Consider the following 15,737-nt stretch of genomic DNA (forward strand, 5'->3'; position numbering starts at 1 on the left):
TCCCTCTGCTAAAGGTTTCCCATCCTCGGATTTTATAGTAACATCAATACTTTCTCTCTCTTCATAATTTCATGTTTGTACTACTAAACTCATATCAACATAGAACCTTGAGTCATCCATTAATGGCGTATTATCTTATCCATACACCCAGAACATTAATACAATTTAATGGTGTAGTATCAGTGATGTATTGTGGCATATTATCACTTTTTTGAGGTTTTCTTTTTTGGCGCGACTCCAATGAGCTTTTTTATATAGTTGCCTAATTCTTTGGATTCGTAGAATCTTAAACAATCACAAAATATTACATTTTTATTACCAGATTCAAAATGTAGATTGTTATCTCGAGAATAGTATTTTGATGTTTGGGTTGTAGTAAAATTATTAATTTTACTAGTTAGTTCTTCATTTTCAAGAAAGTTTCCATCTATTGAAATCTGAGTTGAAGAGGCATCTTTGAATTTATTATAAAATGTAGAATCAATAGCTGAATAATTGCCGACTAAGCAGTAATTGAAGGCTAATTTTTTCAAATTAGTAACTTTATTTTGACTAAATATTCCAATTGGAAATATTAATAGCAATAGAAATTTTATTTTAGCTCCCATAATCTTATTCTATTTGTTTGTACAAAATCTAAATCACTCTTTCTATTTATAGTTGGATAAAGCATGTGAAAATAATACTTTGAATTTGTAGGGTCATCGTGTTCTGCCTCACCAGGATATATTAAATGTTGTTTATCCCATAAAGTAAAATGACCTGAAGCATTTGTCCAACCAGATACATCAAAAGTTATTATTCCTTTTGTATTATAAATTCTAGACCATTCGGTTTGTGAAACTTTTTTTTTACTATCCCATAATTGAGTCCATTCTTGTTGTGTAAGATTACTTTTTTTTCTCAGATTAACTGGCATTTCAAGCTTATCTAATTTTATATCAATTTCTGGTGTTCCTAAATGCTCAGCTAAATATGGAGCTAACTCACTTACTCTATACCAATAGTTCAATTTATCATCTCCTACATGGACTCCGCCTATTCCTCCTTTCGCTCTATATTTTGAATTGTTATAAGGCAATTTAAATCCACTATAATTCAATCCTTTACTCATTCTAAATGAACAAGTGTTTTCCCAGTTATTTCTTGTTTTAGGGTCATTATAATGATTTATTAATTTATTTCCTATATCATTATATAATGTAACTACATTAATAGATGTATTTGGATAGTTTTTAATCATATCTCTCCAGCTTGGTCTTAAAATCTGAACAGGTCTTGTCTGTTGATTCCCACTTGTTGCAACAATACCTCTCCGTTGTTCAAGTAATGTTGGTATAAAACTATTAATTTTCATGATAAGATTTCTATGTGTTTTCTGTTTCTTCTGTCATAAGCTCAAGAGTTTGAGCTTTTAATAGCTCTTTAAAGATTGCTATCCCATCTTTATCTACTGTCCCTGATAAAGTTAATTCATTTAGTCCCTCTGCTAAAGGTTTCCCATCCTCGGATTTTATAGTATAATTTCTTGTCTGAACAATGAGATTCATATCTCTAAAAAACTTGGAATCATCTATCAGAGAGGTATTTTCTTCTTCATAAGCCCAGTTATTGCCTTAGGTAATCCTCTGCTTTGGTTCCGATGTTCCATCATTATAAAATCTCAGCTTCTTAGATTTTATAGTGATGGCTTCAGGGGCAGTAATGTGGATATCGCTTCCTTTATAACATTTTAATGGTGTAGTATCAGTGATGCATTGTGGCATATTATCACTTTTTTGAGGTTTTCTTTTTTGGGTGCACTCCAATAAGTTTTCTGATATAGCTATCTAATTCTTTGGATTCGTAGAACCCAAAACAATTGTAAAATATTATATTCTTGTCCCCTGTTTCAAAGTGTAAACTGTTTTTCATTGAATAGTATTGACCTGTTTCATTAATAGTGTAATCTATTATTTTATTTTTCAATTCATCATCTTCCAAAAAATTTCCATTGATAGAAAACTGAACTCCTGAAGCATCTTTATATGTATTATAAAAACTTAAATCAATTTTTTGATAGTTATAACTTAAGCATTTGTTAAATGCATACTTCTTAACTTCCATTAGTTTATTCTGTCCTAAGACTTCTATATTAGAAAGAATTAAGAATGCAAATACGTATTTAATTTTTTTTATTTTAATTCCCATAGCTTTATCTCGTCTGTTTGTACAACAATATTGGTCCTTTTAATAGAATGATATTGTTCGTATTTCATTTTAAAGTAGTAGTATTGACTATTGGGATCATCGTGTTGGGGGAGTCCTGGATATATCAGGTTATTTCCATCCCAAAGTGTAAAATGCCCAGAAGCATTTTCCCATCCTGAAACCTGAAACATAACAATTCCTTTCATTTTATGGAGCTTATCCCATTTTTCTTTAGATAACCCTTCTTTTACTCCTCCCAATTCTGCTTTTTTTAATGTCTCATCAAATTCAGGTTTACCCAGGTGTTCTTCCAAATATTTACCCAATTCCTTAACTCTGTACCAGTAATTTAACTTATCATCACCTTTATGAACTCCCCCTTTTGCTCTTTTTGCCTTATATTTAGAATTATCAAAAGGTAGCTTGAATCCACTGTAATTTAATCCTTTGCTCATTCTGAAAGCACAAGTATTTTCCCAAACGAGCTCCTTCATTTTAGTGAGTTGCTGTACATCCAATCCGCCATATTTGCTTTTCCATTTGTAAAATGTCGGCTGGCTGATGCCATGTTCACGGCAAATCTCATTCACTGTTTTACCTTGATTTTGTTCAGATAGAATCTTAATGATCTGAACTTCTGAAAATTTACTGTTCTTCATACTCTTCCAATTTTAAAAAACTATATTTTTAAATGCTTAGTTTTTTGGGGAAGATTACAGGTTTTTAGTTAAAAACTATACTATTTTTTACTCCTCAACAAAGCTCTGGGCTGACTTTACAACTGATATTTTACCCCCAACAGAACACTGGCATATAGAACTGTCTAACAGCTCTTTTTTGCCCTCAATTTCAAAATCAGAGGTGGTTCTCCCACTTAACAGGTGAAGGTAAGCAGGAAGACCTTAAAATACTACATACACCGAAAGGTTTAATGTTTGTATTAGGTTGTTTATCTTCCTCTGTAGCCTGTAGCTTCCCTTCAATCTTCGTAAAAGACTGACTTGTTACTGTGAATGGAGTTGGTGAAGCTCCTTTATCACACTTTAGTTGGATGGTATCTGTGATGTGATGAGGGGTATTGTCATTTTTTTGAAGTTTTCTTTTTTGTTGTTACTCCAATAAGTTTTCTGATATAGCTATCTAATTCTTGAGATTCATAGAGATTTAAGCAATCTGCTACGATTGTATAACTTCTACCTGTTTCAGAATGATAAGATGATTCAAGAGTTGCAATGTCTTTAGATTGCTTTTCAGTAAATTCTCTAATTTTAGCACTTTCATTATTAGAAATTTTACCTAAATCAATAAATAGCTTTTCAGATTTGTCACTTAATTGAAACTTATCGTTTAGATAAGTAGCATCTAATTTACTATTGTTTACATATATACAATTACAATAAGCATATTTCTTCATATACTTAATTTTATCATCTTTTGTTTGACCAGCAATTAGATTGTTAAAGATAATTAAACTTATAGTTATTAATTGTATTATTTTAGTTCCCATAGTCTTATTCTATTTGTTTGTACAAAATCTAACTCGTTTTTTTTATTTTTTACTGGATAAAGCATGTGAAAATAATATTTTGAACTTTTAGGGTCATCATGTTCAGCTCCACCTGGATAAATTAAATGATTGCCATCCCAAAGTGTAAAATGACCAGAAGCACCATCCCATCCTGAAACATCAAAAGTGATTATTCCTTTAGTACCGTGTATTTGTGTCCAATCAGTTTGTGAAACTTTTTTCTTACTATTCCACACTTGTGTCCATTCTGCTTGTGTAAGATTGTTTTTCTTTCTCAGATTGGCTGGCATTTCAATTTTATCTAATTTTATATCAATTTCTGGTTTTCCTAGGTGGTCGGACAAATATGGAGCTAATTCACGTACCCTGTACCAATAATTCAATTTATCATCACCTTTATGAACTCCTCCTATTGTTCCTTTTGCTCTATAATTTGAATTATTATTTGGTAATTTAAACCCACTATAATTCAGACCTCTGCTCATTCTAAATGCACAAGTATTTTCCCATGCACTATTTTGTTTCAACATACCCAGTAATCCATTTCCAATATCGGTATATAATGTGTTTACATCAACAGAGCTATTAGGATAGTTATTAATCATATCTCTCCAGCTTGGCCTTAAAACCTGAACAGGTCTTGTCTGTTGATTTCCACACGTGGCACAAACACGTCTTGGCTCCTCAAGTAGTATAGGTATAAAGTTAATATTCATAATAGTATATTTATGTGTTTTCTGCTTCTTCTGTCATAAGCTCAAGAGTGTGAGCTTTTAATGGCTCTTTAAAGATTGCTATCCCATCTTTATCTACTGTCCCTGATAAAGTTAATTCATTTAGTCCCTCTGCTAAAGGCTTCCCATCCTCGGATTTTATAGTAACATCAATACTTTCTCCTTCTTCATAGTTTCTTGTCTGAACAATGAGATTCATATCTACAAAAAACTTGGAATCATCCATCAAAGAGGTGTTTTCTTCTTCATAAGCCCAATACATTGATGCTATTTGCTTCTCTTTGGTATAATCAAACTCACCATTTTCAGGAAGCTTATTCATTTGAGGAGCTTTATACTCAATTTTATCTTTTGCAGTTAATAATGAGTTAGCTCCATAAACATGCATTCTGTCTTTGGCTCCGAACTCTGTCTGGCCATCTGTATAACCTATGAATTTTTCTTTACCATAAAGGTCTAAGTGTGCTTTTGCTGATATTTCAGTATTGGTTCCGGCGTTAATGATGGTCTTCTTACCACTGTCCTGGCTGATCTCCTGCTTGGCAATAATCTTGATATTCTGTCCAACATGGGTATCTATATTCTTTCCTGCTTTGGTCTCGATATTCTCTTCAATATCAAACTTCAGGTTCTTTGATTTTATAGTAATGGTTTCAGGGGCTGTAATGTTGATGTTACTTCCTTTTGTATCAAACCTAAGTTCATTGCCACTTTTATCAGTCAATACAATACTTTCGTCTTCTGTAAACACTAATCTGTGCCCACTTCTGGTCTGTAAAGATTTTACCCGGTTATTCATTCCACCTCCTAAACCTACACCTCCGTGAAACATTCCTCCCATGGCAAAAGGGAAGTCTGGATGATGATATTCAAAATCCACCATTACCTGGTCCCCGATTTCTGGAACAGCTACAAAGCCTCTATTCTGGCTTACAGCATCTGTTCCCCCTGCATCAGGACTCATCATTCTGATAAAATGGGTGGTGTCATTTAATTGCCAGTCAAATCTAACCTGTATTCTTCCTTGGTTTAAAGGGTCAACGTTGGAGATAACCGTTGCCACTTGTGGCTCAGCTTTTGGAACGGTAAAATTAGGTTTAGGCATGAAGCCTGTTCCTTCAGCGATAGCCTTAAAGCTGCCTGTATAATATCCTCTGGTATCCACTTCGTGTCTTATTTCTGTCATCATTAATGTTGTGAAATGGGAAGTCTGGTTGCTATCCTGATTTCTCATGTCTATATCTGCCACACAACCCACATATAAAAAAGGAACTGTTGTATTTCCTGAAACCGTAAAAACTTCTACGGCTTTACTTCCTCTTGCACTTTTTTGGGAGTCGTCCACATCCAGAAACATATTGGCATTGATAGGAGCAGGAGTGAGTGATCGTGTTTTGAAAATATTATCATTCAACTCATAGGCTTTGGCTGATAAATTTCCTAAGTGTTTAATGTTATTATTAGAGCCAAGCATTTTTGCATGACTATCACTATTATATCCAAAATATTCGGGTTTAGTGTGAATAGCCTTTAACTCTACCTTTATATCTGTAACATTACTTCCATAGATGAGTTGTATAGCCTTTTCAGATGGAGGAAGTTTTCCAAAATGTAAAATATATCCATCATAATAAAATTGCTCTCCATAGGCTTCTGCCAATCTTGCAAGATAATTGTAATGTGTTTCACAATACTGTGCACTGTAATTGATGTAACCTTTATTTTGAGTTTCTATTCTGTAATCAAACTTACTGGTTCCCAGAGATTCTTTAATGATCCTGTCGGCAATAATAGAGGTGTTTACCGATTGATTTCCTCCAAAACTCTGGGTATGCGGGGCCGAATCCATTAAAATTGTTGGGCTATATCCTTCCAGAACAATATTACCAAGACTCATTTGCTTTTGGCTAAATGCAACCTGTGTAATAACCCCTACAAAAGTTCTTTCAGGACTTTCATCTTCAAAGTCTTTGTATTTGAAAGTTACTGTAATGCGTTTCCCTAAAAACTGCCTCGCTTCTTCAAGGTTATGATTCTGTACTTCATCTAAAGAATCATGGGCTAAAGTCAGTTCAAAATAATGATGCGTTCTGGCGCTTTGCTGTAAACGGAAGTGTTTAAAATGGCTGATGGATTTTCCTTCAATCACAATATCCAGCTTAACCACACGGTTAATTCCAGGCATATGATTCTCTGAAATCCTTTCAGAATTAGAAAGATTTTTTTTCATCGATAAAGAGTGATTTGTGTTGGCATCAAATATAGATAATTAGACAATACCAACAATATAAATTTTGAAAAAATCAAAAAGTGTAGTAAAACTACGATTGAGGTGGAAATATGTTCAAGGTGTTTTGGCGAGTTTTACATTAGAATTATAGTATAAGATGGAAACAAATCATATTTATTTAAATAATTCATTTTATACCACTAATAAATTTCCCTTTTGAATTTTCTTAGAAATTTTCTCAAATAAATGTTTGCTCATTGAGCTGCCGAAACTGTATAAACACATTGTAAGTATCTGTATAGGGAGAACTGGTTAGGCCACACAGATATTATATAGGTGTTGGAAGGTGAGTTGGAATCTATAATTTGAAGGGAAAGTTATTCATTATAAAAATGGCTGTCTCATCCAAAATATCTCACATCAACCGAAACTAAGACAAAAAACCTGGACAATAAAGCTGCCCAGGTATAATCTGCATCAATTCATTGAATACAAATTTTAAACATATATAAAATAAACGATTGGATAATAGAGGCTACAGTTATTCGCGCAATAGCCCTCACATCCTAAACTGAAAACTATCTTGGCATATGTTTTTGTAATTCGTTCATATCTATTCGCAATCCTCGGGCAACTCCCATTCCTAATTGTACGCTGGCTCTGAACCAGTGGCACAGCTGTCTCAATATAATCTCTTCCCTTTTAGGTCCTTCTATTCCATTCATGGCTCCAACAATATTATTAATCGTATTTGCTCTGTCGGTATCGTTCATTACCTGATCAAACAGAATCCCGGGTTGGGTGTAATGGTCGTCATCATTTTCGTTTCTGTCAAAATACTCTGCAACATTACTTTGAAGTACCTGTGGTTTTGTTTTGTATGAAGGATCTTCAAAATTTCCGTCAAAGCTGTTCGGGAAATAATTCGGAGAATCCCCACCGTTATCAGTAAATTTCATGGCACCGTCTCTATGATAGTTGTTGACCATAAACGGGCAGGCATTTACAGGTAAATCCTGATAATTGGTTCCTATTCTGTAGCGTTGAGCATCAGGATAGGCCAAAATCCTTCCCTGTAACATTCTGTCTGGAGAAAAACCGATTCCGTCAACTATATTTGTGGGAGAAAAGGCAGCCTGTTCAACATCTCGGAAATAATTAGGAGGAATTTGATTCAACTCAAAATAGCCTACTTCAATTAAAGGATATTCTTTTTGAGACCATGTTTTTGTCACATCAAATGGATTCCATTGAAATTTTTCTGCCTGCTCTTCTGTCATTACCTGGATGAACATATTATATCTCGGAAAATCTCCTTGCTTGATAGCGTTCACAAGATCTCTCTGAGCATGATCAGGATCTTCACCCTTGATTTTTACAGCCTCGGAATCTGTGAAATTCTGTATTCCCTGTGCAGTTCTGTAGTGAAATTTTACATATACAAGATCATTGTCGGCATTGATCATCGTAAAGGTGTGGCTGCCATATCCGTGCATATGACGATAAGAGCGGGGGGTTCCACGATCAGACATCACAATCAGTACCTGATGCAATGATTCAGGATTTAGCGACCAGAAATCCCAAGTCATTGTAGCACTTTTATAGTTGGTATGGGGATCTCTTTTTTGGGTATGGATGAAATCTGGAAACTTCTTCGGGTCCTTGATAAAGAATATAGGAGTATTATTACCGACAATATCCCAATTGCCATCTTCAGTGTAAAATTTCACTGCAAAACCACGGGGATCTCTTTCTGCGTCTGCTGAACCTTTTTCGCCACCTACAGTTGAAAATCTCACAAACATTTTTGTTTCTTTTCCTACTTCTGAGAATACTTTTGCTCTGGTGTATTTCGTAATGTCATTGGTTACTACGAATTTTCCAAATGCTCCGGTACCTTTTGCATGTACGATACGTTCCGGAATCCTCTCACGGGTGAATTGGGATATCTTCTCATGAAGGAAATAATCTTCCAGTAATACAGGACCTCTAGGGCCCACTGTTTTCGAGTCTTGGTATCCTTCAACGGCAGAACCGGAGTTGGTTGTTATTTTTGAATTGCTTTTCATTACGTTGATTTTTTTGTTAAAACTTTTGTCAAAAGTATTTAGAAATTATAATTGATAAAAACGAATATTTCAATATATTTATTGATAAAATAGATAATTGTTGTTTTTATGAATTTTCATCAGTTAGGATATGTGATGGCAGTGTGTGAAGAGAAAAACTTTATGGAGGCTGCCGAGAAGTGTAATGTGACGCAATCGACCTTGAGTACGATGATTTTGAAACTTGAAGAAGAAATCGGAATCTCAATTTTTGACCGAAAGACAAAACCTGTGCAGCTGACAAAAGAGGGAAGTCTGTTGGTGGAGAAAATGAAATTAATTATAAAGGAAGTGGATGATTTTAAGGAAGTGGTTAAAGAATTAAAAGGAGAACTTACGGGAGAATTGAAGATAGGTGTAATTCCTACTGTGGCTCCTTTTGTTTTTCCATTGTTTCTGTATGAATTTTCGAGAAAATTTCCGATGATAACCCTGACAATTCGTGAAGATGTCACTGAGAACATAAAACGGGATATTCTGAACAGAACCTTGGATATCGGTTTTTTGTCTCTACCCATCGAAAATAATGACCTTGTACAGATGCCGCTGTATGACGAACACTACAAATTATATAGTTATGTGGAAAATGAATTGATAGAAAAAGAAAAGATAGATCTTAGAGACATCAATAAAGAAAAGCTTTGGCTACTGGCAGAAGGGCATTGCATGCGTACCCAGATTGAAGAACTGTGCTCCATGAACAGGGAAGTAAAGGAGTGGGAGAACTTACATTACGAAGCCGGAAGTATAGACACCCTGGTAAGACTTGTAAAACAGACAAAAGGCCTTACGCTCTTACCCTATTTGTCTACGATTGATTTTACGGAAGAAGAAAAAAAATATTTATTTTCATTCATGGATCCTGTGCCTGCCAGAAAAATCGGTTTGTTGACGCATAAGCATTTCGTGAAGCAAAAGCTCCTGAAAATCATCAGGGACGAGATCCTCAATGCAGTTCGCCAACATATCGATATTAATAATTGATATAACGTACAAATAAGCTTCCTGTCAAAAAGTATTTTTCCCTAATCCCTAATCCCTAATCCCTAATGTGATAATGTTGTTTCTAAGAAGATTCTTCCTCCTAGAAGCACCTTATTTGTTGTCGTTTAGAGAGAATTTTTACTTGAAAGATAAACGACCAGTAAGGCTGCTCCGCTCCAAAATAACATTTGGATCAGGGCAAGATTCCAACCTCCCCATGACCAGCTGAGAAGTCCAAAGAAAGTTCCTATACCTGCACCAATGAAATAAGTAGTCATATAAACGGTATTGAGCCTGCTGTGAGCTTCTTCATCAAGAGAATAGATCCGTGTAAAATTGGTGATCTGTGTAGCCTGCACCCCGATATCCAGAAATAAAATAGCACCAATAAGCACATACAAAGAGCCAGGAAATATACGCATCGCTAAAATGCTTAAAAACACCATACTCACTGTTAAAAAGAGGTTTTTAAAGACTTGTCCTTTATCTGCCAATTTTCCAAAATAAGGAGCTACCAAAGCACCTCCGATTGCTATAATTCCAAACAAACCTATTTTCGAGGCGGTATAATGGAAAGGTTCACTACTGAGACGGAAAGTCAGAGTGGTCCAGAAAGAACAGAACACACCAAAAGTCAGAGAACCTAAAATAGATGCCTGTCTCAATGTTTTGTACTTTCCTATCAACGAAACCGTAGATTTCAAAAGACCGGCATAGTTTCCCTTGAATTTGATGGGAACTTCAGGTAATATAAAATATAACAGGATACTGCTTATAAATACCAGAATGGCTGAGAAGATAAAAACACTGTGCCATCCCCAAAGATCTGTAAGCCATCCGCTGATGAGGCGCGAACCCAGGATGCCACAAAGAATTCCGCTGAAAACAATCCCTACATTTTTTCCCCTGTTTTCTTTCCCTAAAGTCGCTGCCATAGGAAGAATGATCTGCGCCGGAGTTGAACATACCCCAATGATAAAACTTAACGGTAGTAGCACGGAAAGGTGGGTTGAGTTCGCTAATATCAGAAGCATGATCACTAACAAAGCACATATTGCTACAATCAATTTTTTTCGATTGACTTTATCTCCGAGAGGAAGCAGAAAAAACATTCCCAGCCCATAACCCAATTGTGACAGCATTGCAATTTTTCCAACCGCATTTTCAGAGCTTCCCAAACTGTCTGCAATATCTTTCAGAATAGGCTGGCTATAATAAACATTGGCGACAATGGCTCCTGCAGAGAAAGCCATTACCGGAATAACAAGCCCACTTTTTTGAATTATTTTCATTACATTTTTTTCTGCAAACTTACATTCCGTAAAAAATCAAAAATTGTATTTTTCGATATATTTTTTGTAATTTTAGATAAAATATATCAATGAAACTCATTCAGTTTGAGGCTTTATTTATCAGAGACTTTAGTACTGTAGTTTGGCCATTTCCTTTACATAGTCATAACCATTTTGAACTGATGTACATAAGACAAGGCAGAGGAGTCCATATTTTAAATGGTAAAAAATCAAATTACTTTTCCGATTCAGTATTTTTTCTGCTTCCTGAGGATGAACACGATTTTCAAATTGAAGAAGAAACCCATTTTAGTGTTATAAAATTTCTTCCTGGTATTCTGAAAGGAGGAATAAATACCAGCAATACTGATTTTTGGGATAATCTTCTGCATGGTCTGGCGAGAAAATTAAAGCTGAATCTTGAAAGTCATATTCCGTCATTTCAACTGGAAAAGCTTAGATCTATGATTGAAGTTCTTATTTTAGATTGGAGGCAGCGCGGCGAAAAAACAAGTGAATTACATACACACCTTTTGCGCAGTATTTTATTGATTCTGAATAATTCTTTTGAAGATAACAGAGAAAAAGATATTCTGAGACTGGAAGACCCATTAATAGACAGGATACAGAATTATATCCATGCGTACATCTCTTATCCAGACAAACTTTCCGTAAAGGAGCTGAGTGAAGTTTTTAGAATGTCAGAATCAGGGCTAAGAGTCACTTTCAGAAAGAAAATGGGCATACCATTGCGGGAATATATTTATTCTTTGAAGTTACAGCTCATTAAAGAGCGTATTGTCAACAGCAGTTCTACCTTTTCCGAAATAGCCCGCGATTTCGGGTTTACAGATCCAAGTCATTTTCATCGGTTTTTTGTTCATCATACGGGACATACTCCCATGTTTTACCGTAAAGAGAACCTTATTAAGTAACCTTTGATTGTCAATGATGTAAAAAAAATATTATCCGGCAGCCTGTTGATAATTTTTTCTGAAGGTTTGCGGAGATACTCCTATATTTTTCTTGAAAAACTGGCTGAAATTAGGTTGATCGGCAAACCCTATGCTATACCCGATTTCCTGAAGTGTCAGATTAGTTTGTATGAGCATAGCTTTTGTTTCCTCCAGAAGCCGTGCTTTAATATGAGTGCTCACATTCTGGCCTGTATGCCTTTTTAAAAGGGTATTAAGCTGGTTGGGGTGTATAGACAGCGAGTTGGCAAATTCTTTTGCAGTTTTAATTTTAATAGGATTGTTGATATTGATCTGCGAAGTTTCATCTTCCAATAATTGGAAAAAGTCATGAACGTATTTATACTCTTGAGATACCATACCCGGAGCAGGAAAATTACCGACTTTAACACCTTCAATCATCACCATCTGTATATAAGTTTGAAGCCTGTCTTCAGTAAAAGAGTCATTTGTTTTCATTTCGCCTATCATCTCCTCAAGCCAGCGATCGAATAATGGAATATGCTCATTTTTCAGCTGAATAACATTTTTTTCAGATTTTGAGAACAGTTCATACTGTTCCATAGCCAGTTTCAGTATGGGCTTTGATTCGATAAATTTCTTTTTAAATAAAATAAAATATCCCTCAGCGTCTTCACCCAGGTTTTTCCAGGATACGATTTCATTGGGATGTAAGAAAACAATAGCAGGATGATCCAGGTAATAGGTATTCATGCCAATGGTCAGTACACTTAACCCTTTTGAAAAGTAAAGGATCTTATAAAAATCTCTGCGGTTGGGAGAAAGGTAGTTTTTACATGGGTCGTCTTTTCGGCTGACTACCTGTATATTGCTGTCATTGAAGGACTCATGAAATATGGGTAAAATATCACTCATATTTTTTAGCAGATCTATTTTTCTATTTTCGGAAGACTGTGCCATGACCTATTATTTTAATAATTACAAAGTTAAAGAATTGCCATCTGTATTTTTTTATGAATTATCTCGTAGAACTTATGAAAATCAAATTGGTTTGTATTGGTGTTTTAAGATGAGAAGAAAATATATCTGGGTAGTCAGATCTAAATACTGCAGTTTGATTTTCATAAGTGATCTCATGTTTTTAATAAGGCCTGGAAATCTTAAACTGCCTAATTTTGACCTGTCAAGTTGAGGATATATGATGATCCTAAAACACAATAATAATTTAAATACAATAAAAATATGAAAAATCAAAAAACATGGCTTATTACAGGAGCCTCACAAGGATTGGGATTGCTAACTGTGAAATATCTCTTAGCAAAAGATCAGATTGTCATTGCAACGACAAGGGACCGAAATACATTTGATTCATCAATATTAGAACATGACAATCTAACAGTAATCAGTCTTGATATTACTAAAGAAAATGATGTGGAAGTCGCAGTGAATACCATTATTAAAGAACACGGAAAAATTGATGTTCTGATCAACAATGCCGGTTATGGCTTCCTTGGGGCTGTTGAAGAAGCTTCTTCATCGGAAATAGAAAAGGTTTTTGCTGTGAATGTAATGGGAACGCTTAATCTATTGCGTTACGTTCTTCCTTTTATGCGCCAGGCGAGAAGCGGGCATATCATCAATTTTTCATCTGCTTCAGGTTTGGTAAGTTCTTCAGGGTTTGGAATCTATAACGCAAGTAAATACGCTATTGAAGGATTAACAGAGGCTTTAAAGCTTGACGTAGAAGGATTGGGAATAAAGGTTACATTAATAGAGCCTGGTGCATTTCGTACCAATTTTTTAGGGAGCTCCCTGGGTATCGCAGAAAATGAAATCCCAGATTACGCGGCCACTGCGGGGAAATATAAAAATATTTTCTTAGGAAATAATGGAAAACAACCCGGAAATCCGGAAAAAGCTGTTGAAGCAATCGTAAAAATTACACAAATGGAAGAACCTCCATTACGTTTACTTTTAGGAACTGACGCTTATAACAGGGTTCAGACTAAAATTCAACATCTCAATGAAGAGTTTGAACGGTATAAAGAAATTACATTTTCAACAGATTTTATAAATTACAATGAATAAAACAATTTATGCACTCTCACTTGGTGTATTTGGCGTAGCCACAAGTGAATTTTGTGTCATAGGAATATTGCCTGTCCTGGCTAAAACTTTTAATGTTTCTATTGATACGGCAGGTTGGCTGATGAGCGGTTTTGCACTTACAGTAGCACTCTGCGGCCCTTTTATTACTGCGCTGACAAAGAACATCAACAGAAAAACAATATTGCTTCTCGTTCTTGCAACTTTTGTGATTTCCAATATGATGTCCGCGTTATCTACCAACTTTACAGTTTTATTAATCTCCAGAATCATACCAGCTATCTTTTATCCTGCTTTTTGGGCTATTGCTCTTACGTTGGGAATGAAACAGGTGGCTCCAAAGGATGCTCCCAAAGCTATATCTGTGGTCATGATGGGGCTTAGTATTTCCACGGTGATAGGAGTACCGCTGACGACTTACTTTGCTGATTTATTTAATTGGAAGGCATCATTTATCATTTCCGGAATTGTCAATATTATTGCTTTTCTGAGCTTACTGCTGGTCGTACCATCTACCCCGGTTGAAAGAAAGAAGAACAATACCCAAAACCTGACGATATTGAAAGAACCATTTGTATGGATCAATTATCTTTATATACTGCTGAAAATAGCAGGAATGTTTGCCACCTATAGCTACCTTGCCGATTACTTTACCAAAATAACGCATATGAATGGGGCACAAGTTAGCTTAATGTTATTGCTGTTTGGAATTGCCGGTATTCTGGGGAATTGGATAGTAGGTAAAATCGTAAGTAAAAATGTGCATTTAGGATTTCGCTATTTTCCTGTGGCTCTTATTCTGGTAGAAGTTTTAGCGTATTTCTTTGGAACCTGGTTTATCCCAATGACGGTTATTATTTTTATTTGGGGATTTGTACATACTTCAGGATTTCTGATTGGTAATACTCGAGGGGCATATAAAATACCCAGAGAAACATTGGAATTTACCAATAGTTTTGTGCCGTCTTTTTTTAATTTAGGTGTAACCTTTGGAACCATTGCCGGGGGATGGGTAATTAAATCTACCGGAGTTCACAACATCATCTGGATTAGCGCAGCATTTTTGCTGTCTGCATTTGCTTTAACGTTCATTCATCCCAGAGTAAGAGGGAAATATCAGGAAAATAACTTATCAGAAAGTGAAGAATCTTACTTAAGTCCTGAGCAGTTCGCACATTAAAGAATAATCTAAAGGCTAGATTTCCCTACTTAGATAATTAAAAATACCCCATAGGATTTGCAAAGAATTTTATGGGGTATTTGATATTTTATAGAACCATATATGAAATATTAAGAAATTTTAAATAAATGTAGAATAAAATATGTTAACAATTTATAAATTTAAGCAATTGTGTACTGATTTTTCAATTTGAAAGCTGCTTGAATTGGAGTTCTCTATATAAAGCTATAGTTTAGCAAAAACTTAAAAATGAATTATAAAGCCAAAAGGCAGGCAACAAAATCTATTGAAAGGGCAGATTCCTCTTATTTGACCGTGGGAATAAGTATATTTCTGATGTTCGTTACTGTATTTATTGTTCTTTTTAGTTAAATACTTACTTCTTCTATCATAACTTCTGCATATAAGTTCAATCTTTTTCTGCTTAGATTTTCCTTAATATCTACAGTG

At 35.0% G+C, this 15,737-nt stretch carries 17 protein-coding genes; 4 read left to right on the top strand and 13 right to left on the bottom strand.

Annotated elements, in window-relative coordinates:
- Positions 1-203: 203 nt before the first annotated feature.
- The 11 genes from ACQ76T_RS02980 to ACQ76T_RS03030 form a co-directional block, all read right to left on the bottom strand.
- Positions 204-608, bottom strand: a complete 405-nt coding sequence (locus ACQ76T_RS02980) for a hypothetical protein (protein WP_431341860.1) — start codon at positions 606-608, stop codon at positions 204-206.
- Positions 593-1,357, bottom strand: a complete 765-nt coding sequence (locus ACQ76T_RS02985; RefSeq protein WP_431341861.1) for a T6SS effector amidase Tae4 family protein — start codon at positions 1,355-1,357, stop codon at positions 593-595. The genes ACQ76T_RS02980 and ACQ76T_RS02985 overlap by 16 nt, the downstream gene beginning before the upstream one ends.
- A 10-nt stretch (positions 1,358-1,367) precedes the next feature.
- On the bottom strand, positions 1,368-1,550 hold the full coding sequence (locus tag ACQ76T_RS02990; RefSeq protein ID WP_431341862.1) for a hypothetical protein: 183 nt from the start codon (positions 1,548-1,550) through the stop codon (positions 1,368-1,370).
- A 66-nt stretch (positions 1,551-1,616) separates the two neighbouring features.
- Positions 1,617-1,766: a hypothetical protein gene (locus ACQ76T_RS02995; protein WP_431341863.1), complete on the bottom strand. Its 150-nt coding sequence runs from the start codon at positions 1,764-1,766 to the stop codon at positions 1,617-1,619.
- A 4-nt stretch (positions 1,767-1,770) separates the two neighbouring features.
- Positions 1,771-2,190 (bottom strand): hypothetical protein, encoded by a 420-nt coding sequence (locus tag ACQ76T_RS03000; RefSeq protein ID WP_431341864.1) that lies wholly within the window; start codon positions 2,188-2,190, stop codon positions 1,771-1,773.
- Positions 2,175-2,849: a T6SS effector amidase Tae4 family protein gene (locus tag ACQ76T_RS03005; protein ID WP_431341865.1), complete on the bottom strand. Its 675-nt coding sequence runs from the start codon at positions 2,847-2,849 to the stop codon at positions 2,175-2,177. The genes ACQ76T_RS03000 and ACQ76T_RS03005 overlap by 16 nt, the downstream gene beginning before the upstream one ends.
- Before the next feature lie 196 nt (positions 2,850-3,045).
- Complete coding sequence (locus tag ACQ76T_RS03010; protein WP_431343710.1) at positions 3,046-3,255, bottom strand: PAAR-like protein; 210 nt, start codon at positions 3,253-3,255, stop codon at positions 3,046-3,048.
- A gap of 16 nt (positions 3,256-3,271) precedes the next feature.
- A complete protein-coding gene (locus tag ACQ76T_RS03015; RefSeq protein WP_431341866.1) occupies positions 3,272-3,697 on the bottom strand; it encodes a hypothetical protein in 426 nt (141 codons plus the stop codon).
- Positions 3,682-4,434 carry a T6SS effector amidase Tae4 family protein gene (locus tag ACQ76T_RS03020; protein ID WP_431341867.1) on the bottom strand — a complete coding sequence of 251 codons (753 nt, stop codon included), beginning with the start codon at positions 4,432-4,434 and terminating at the stop codon, positions 3,682-3,684. The genes ACQ76T_RS03015 and ACQ76T_RS03020 overlap by 16 nt, the downstream gene beginning before the upstream one ends.
- Positions 4,435-4,444: 10 nt before the next feature.
- Positions 4,445-6,682 (bottom strand): type VI secretion system Vgr family protein, encoded by a 2,238-nt coding sequence (locus ACQ76T_RS03025; RefSeq protein ID WP_431341868.1) that lies wholly within the window; start codon positions 6,680-6,682, stop codon positions 4,445-4,447.
- Between the two features lie 578 nt (positions 6,683-7,260).
- The gene (locus tag ACQ76T_RS03030; protein ID WP_431341869.1) at positions 7,261-8,751 is read right to left on the bottom strand and encodes a catalase; all 1,491 of its coding nucleotides are present in this window, start codon (positions 8,749-8,751) and stop codon (positions 7,261-7,263) included.
- A 108-nt stretch (positions 8,752-8,859) separates the two neighbouring features.
- On the opposite strand from ACQ76T_RS03030, the gene ACQ76T_RS03035 reads away from it, so the two are divergent.
- On the top strand, positions 8,860-9,774 hold the full coding sequence (locus ACQ76T_RS03035; protein WP_431341870.1) for a hydrogen peroxide-inducible genes activator: 915 nt from the start codon (positions 8,860-8,862) through the stop codon (positions 9,772-9,774).
- Between the two features lie 125 nt (positions 9,775-9,899).
- On the opposite strand, the gene ACQ76T_RS03040 is transcribed toward ACQ76T_RS03035, so the two are convergent.
- On the bottom strand, positions 9,900-11,066 hold the full coding sequence (locus tag ACQ76T_RS03040; RefSeq protein ID WP_431341871.1) for an MFS transporter: 1,167 nt from the start codon (positions 11,064-11,066) through the stop codon (positions 9,900-9,902).
- Between the two features lie 89 nt (positions 11,067-11,155).
- On the opposite strand from ACQ76T_RS03040, the gene ACQ76T_RS03045 reads away from it, so the two are divergent.
- Positions 11,156-12,001: a helix-turn-helix domain-containing protein gene (locus ACQ76T_RS03045; protein ID WP_431341872.1), complete on the top strand. Its 846-nt coding sequence runs from the start codon at positions 11,156-11,158 to the stop codon at positions 11,999-12,001.
- Positions 12,002-12,031: 30 nt separating this feature from the next.
- On the opposite strand, the gene ACQ76T_RS03050 is transcribed toward ACQ76T_RS03045, so the two are convergent.
- On the bottom strand, positions 12,032-12,961 hold the full coding sequence (locus ACQ76T_RS03050) for a helix-turn-helix domain-containing protein (protein WP_431341873.1): 930 nt from the start codon (positions 12,959-12,961) through the stop codon (positions 12,032-12,034).
- Positions 12,962-13,243: 282 nt separating this feature from the next.
- On the opposite strand from ACQ76T_RS03050, the gene ACQ76T_RS03055 reads away from it, so the two are divergent.
- Positions 13,244-14,089: an oxidoreductase gene (locus ACQ76T_RS03055; protein WP_431341874.1), complete on the top strand. Its 846-nt coding sequence runs from the start codon at positions 13,244-13,246 to the stop codon at positions 14,087-14,089.
- On the top strand, positions 14,082-15,287 hold the full coding sequence (locus ACQ76T_RS03060; protein WP_431341875.1) for an MFS transporter: 1,206 nt from the start codon (positions 14,082-14,084) through the stop codon (positions 15,285-15,287). Before ACQ76T_RS03055 ends, ACQ76T_RS03060 begins: the two co-directional genes overlap by 8 nt.
- Positions 15,288-15,737: the final 450 nt, after the last annotated feature.

Source organism: Chryseobacterium sp. JK1 (genome assembly GCF_050632815.1).
Classification (GTDB): Bacteria; Bacteroidota; Bacteroidia; order Flavobacteriales; family Weeksellaceae; genus Chryseobacterium.